At 74.1% G+C, this 3,510-nt stretch carries 5 protein-coding genes; 2 read left to right on the top strand and 3 right to left on the bottom strand.

Annotated features, from left to right (window positions below):
- Positions 1 to 919: MBL fold metallo-hydrolase (locus tag NCC78_RS29450; protein WP_250798625.1), on the top strand; the 919-nt coding region annotated here is incomplete at its 5' end.
- 93 nt (positions 920 to 1,012) lie between these two features.
- Here NCC78_RS29450 and NCC78_RS29445 read toward each other — a convergent pair.
- The 3 genes from NCC78_RS29445 to NCC78_RS29435 form a co-directional block, all read right to left on the bottom strand.
- Entirely contained in the window at positions 1,013 to 1,552 is a 540-nt protein-coding gene (locus NCC78_RS29445) for a DUF1697 domain-containing protein (RefSeq protein ID WP_250798624.1), read from the bottom strand.
- Positions 1,553 to 1,670: 118 nt separating this feature from the next.
- Positions 1,671 to 2,096 carry a Rho termination factor N-terminal domain-containing protein gene (locus tag NCC78_RS29440; protein WP_250798622.1) on the bottom strand — a complete coding sequence of 142 codons (426 nt, stop codon included), beginning with the start codon at positions 2,094 to 2,096 and terminating at the stop codon, positions 1,671 to 1,673.
- Positions 2,093 to 3,025, bottom strand: a complete 933-nt coding sequence (locus tag NCC78_RS29435; protein WP_250798620.1) for a ParA family protein — start codon at positions 3,023 to 3,025, stop codon at positions 2,093 to 2,095. The genes NCC78_RS29440 and NCC78_RS29435 overlap by 4 nt, the downstream gene beginning before the upstream one ends.
- A 120-nt stretch (positions 3,026 to 3,145) precedes the next feature.
- On the opposite strand from NCC78_RS29435, the gene NCC78_RS29430 reads away from it, so the two are divergent.
- The coding region (locus NCC78_RS29430) for a hypothetical protein (RefSeq protein WP_250798618.1) at positions 3,146 to 3,510 on the top strand (365 nt) is incomplete at its 3' end.

Genomic DNA, 3,510 nt, shown 5'->3' with positions numbered 1-3,510 from the left:
ACTCACCGCCTCCGCCCTGGCCGCCCCGGCGCAGGCCGCCCCGCCGGCCACCGCGCCGCTCGCCGCCGGCTCGGCCGCGCCACGCCGTGGCCCGGTCAGCTTCCGCTGGTGGGGTACGTCGGCGTGGCGCATCGACATCGGCGACCGGACCGTCCTGGTCGACCCGTTCCTCAGCCGGATCGACACGGGGCTGTTCAGGGGCGCCTTCCAGCCGGCCACCCCGCTGGAGGTCCAAACCGACGTCGTCGACTCGTACGCGGACCGGGCCGAGACGGTGCTCGTCACCCACACCCACTGGGATCACTGGATGGACGTGCCGCACATCGCCGGCCGCACCGGCGCGAGGGTGGTCGGCACGTTGACCGCGTACCACCTGGGGCTGGCGTACGGGGTGCCGGCGGGGCAGCTCAGCCCGGTCAAGGGCGGTGAGGTGCTCGACTTCGGCGCGTACACCGTGGAGGTGGTGGGCTCGCTGCACAGCCGCAACGCGTCGTACTCGATGGCCTTTCCGGGGGTCCGGGTCAGCCCGCCGCCCCGGCCGGCCACCGTCGCCGACCTGCCGGAGGGGGACACCCTGGCGTACCAGCTGCGGGTCAAGGACGGTCCGGCGGTGTTCTTCATGGGGGCGAGCGACTTCGCCGAGCGGAACCTGACCGGCCTCGCCCCGGACGTGGCGATGGTGGCGCTGCCGAGCAGCACCGCCACCGCCGACTACGCCGAGCGGCTGCTCGACGCGCTGGACCGGCCGAGGGTCGTGGTGCCGGTGCATTTCGACAACTTCGAGACCGCGCTGCGCAACCCGGTGCCGGTGGCGACGAAGGACCGCGAGCGGTTGGACCGGCTGGTCGCGGCGGTGCGGCGGGTCTCTCCGCGCAGCCGGGTGGTCGTGCCGGAGTACCACACCGCGTACCACTTCTGAGCGGGCCCGGGCGGCCGCGGCCCGGCGCCGCGGTCGTCCCGACTCGGCCGGTGGGTCGTCGGTGCGGTGCGGTGCGGGGGCGGGTCGCGGTGCTCAGCCGGCGGCCAGCTCCGCCAGGGCGCGCACGGAGCGCCAGTTGCGGGTGGTCGCCACCACGCCGAGCTTCTTCTCCAGGTAGGCGTTGGTGAACTTCGACCGGCCGTAGCCGCCGTCGGGGTAGTGCAGGTAGACCTCCCGCCCGGTGACGGTGAACGCGACGTTCTCTCCGCCCGGCACCATCAGGGCGTCCACCGTGGACTTGGCCGGTGCGGTGGCGAGGAAGGCCACCAGCAGTCGGGTCGGGTCGTCCTCCCGGTCTGCGTACGGGTTGCCGTCGGCCACCGCCGCCATCTCCCGGCCGCTGCGCACCAGCACGGGCACCCTCAGCCCCAGCTCGTCGGTGATCGCCCGTTCGATGCCCCGGGCCAGTTCCTCGGCGTCGCGTACCGTGCTGCCGAAGACGACGTTGCCGCTCTGCAGGTACGTCTTCACGTCGTCGTGACCGAGGTCGGTGACCAGCCGGCGCAGGTCCGCCATGCCGACCTTCGCCGCGCCCACGTTGACCCCGCGCAGAAGGGCGACGTATCTGCTCATGGCGACCTCCTCGACGTCCCGGTGCCGTCAGCCTAGGGGGCCGGGCCCACCGCCTGCCGGCCCGCGCCGCGGCGGAGGGCGCCCCGCTCGACCGACCCGGGCCGGGGGCGCGGCCGGATCAGAGCCGGCGGATGGCGGTGGAGTTGAGGCGGTAGCCGATGGTGCGGTCGACGATCCGCTCGACCAGCTCCGCCTTGCGCAGCCCGGCGACGCCGCGCAGCTCCAGGCTCGCGGCCAGCGCCCGCAGGTCACGGGTCAACCAGCCCGAGAGGTACGCCGTACCGTCGTCGCGGGTCGACATGGCAGCGAGCGCCGCCCGGGCCCGGTCCGGGGGCTCGGCCGCCGTGGTCCGCCGGCCCGGTGCCCTCGCCGACGCCACCGGGGCGGACGTCGCCGGTGGTGGCGCGGTGGACGGCAGTCCGCGCGACGGCGTGTCGACCGGCACCACCGCGAGCCGGGCCCGCCCCTCGAGCAGGGCGGCGACGTCCTCGGCGGACAGTTCGCGCAGCAGGGCCGCCACCAGCCCGGTGAGCGGGTCGGTCATGCCGTCGCCCGCTCGGGCTGAAGGTGTTCGAGGAACTCGGTGGCGAGTTGGCGCAGCTCGTCGCGGACGACCGGGGTGGTGAGCCGGTCGCGGAGGACCACCGGCACGCCGCGCGGGGTGTTCGTGGCGAAGAGCGTGACGTTCTCCCGCACCACGGTCGGGAAGACCGGCAGGCCGAGCGCGCGGACCTGGTCCATGTAGCCCTGGTGCGCGGCGATCGGCCGCTGGGCCATCAGTTGGATCATCGTGAAGACCACACCGGCGACGCCAGGGGCGACCTTGTGATGCCGGCGGGTGGTGGCGAACCGGCGGGCGTCGGCGTTGTACTGCTCCACCAGCTCCTGCACGTTGCCGTGCAGGTAGTCGATGCCCAGCGTGGACAGGTAGTCGGCCTTCGCCGGGATGACCAGGTGGTCGCTGGCGATGATGGCCGACTGGGTGACCACGTTGAAGTTCGGCGGGCAGTCGATCAGCACCATGTCGTAGCTGTCCAGCGCGTCGTCGTGCAGCCCCTCGGCCAGCGAGCCGCGCACCCGGAACAGCTCGGCGTCGTACTCGTCGCCGTTGGCCACGCCCCGGGCCAGGGCCAGGTCGATGTCGACCAGCTGGAGGTGTGACGCGATCAGGTCGAGCCGCCCGGCGCCCTTGAGGTGGGCGTTCGCCGGGCCGGGGGAGACCACCAGCTCGCCGAGGGTGACCGGCGGGGTGTCCCCGCGCAGCCCGTCGTACCAGCGCTTGACGGTGCGGTCGTCGCGCAGCCGGTCCCGCCAGTCGTCCGGGTCGTAGAAGCCGAAGGTCAGGCTGGCCTGCGGGTCCAGGTCGATGAGCAGCACCTTCATCCCCCGGTTCGCCAGCTCGGCGCCGAGGTTGGCGGTGACGGTCGTCTTGCCGACCCCACCCTTGTAGTTGATCACGGACACCACGTACACGGCGGTACCTCCCCAGACCGGGGAACGGTAACGGGCGGCCGCGTCCCGCGGCAGCGGCGACCCCCCGGGCCGTTCGCCCGGCGGGCGACGGCCACCGGCCCCGGCCGTTACCGTCTCGGCATGCGCACCGCACGCCCCGCCGGCCTGACGCTCGCCGCCCTCGCCGCGATTCTCTGGGCGGTCGGCGTGACCGTCCTGCAACCGCTGACCGATCCGATCGGGCCGTGGCCGGAGAACCTACCCGGAAACAACGCCTACTGGGTGCGGGACCTGCGCTTCAGCATGATCGTCGCGGCGGTGCTGGGGCTCGTGCTGGCCGGCGGCGGTGACCGGCGATGGAGCGGCCCCGCCGTGCTGCTCGGCGGGCTCTGGATCGCCGCCGACGTCGCCGTCGACCGTCTCGACCCGACCGGGGCCGGCCCGACCGTGCTGCTCGCCGTGGCCGGCTGGGCGGCCGTCGCCGGCGCCGCCGCGATCGGCGTACG

Source organism: Micromonospora phytophila, from assembly GCF_023656545.1.
Taxonomy (GTDB): Bacteria; Actinomycetota; Actinomycetes; order Mycobacteriales; family Micromonosporaceae; genus Micromonospora; species Micromonospora phytophila.
Note: the sequence above shows the minus strand (reverse complement) of the source record. Positions and strands in the feature narration are given on the sequence as shown.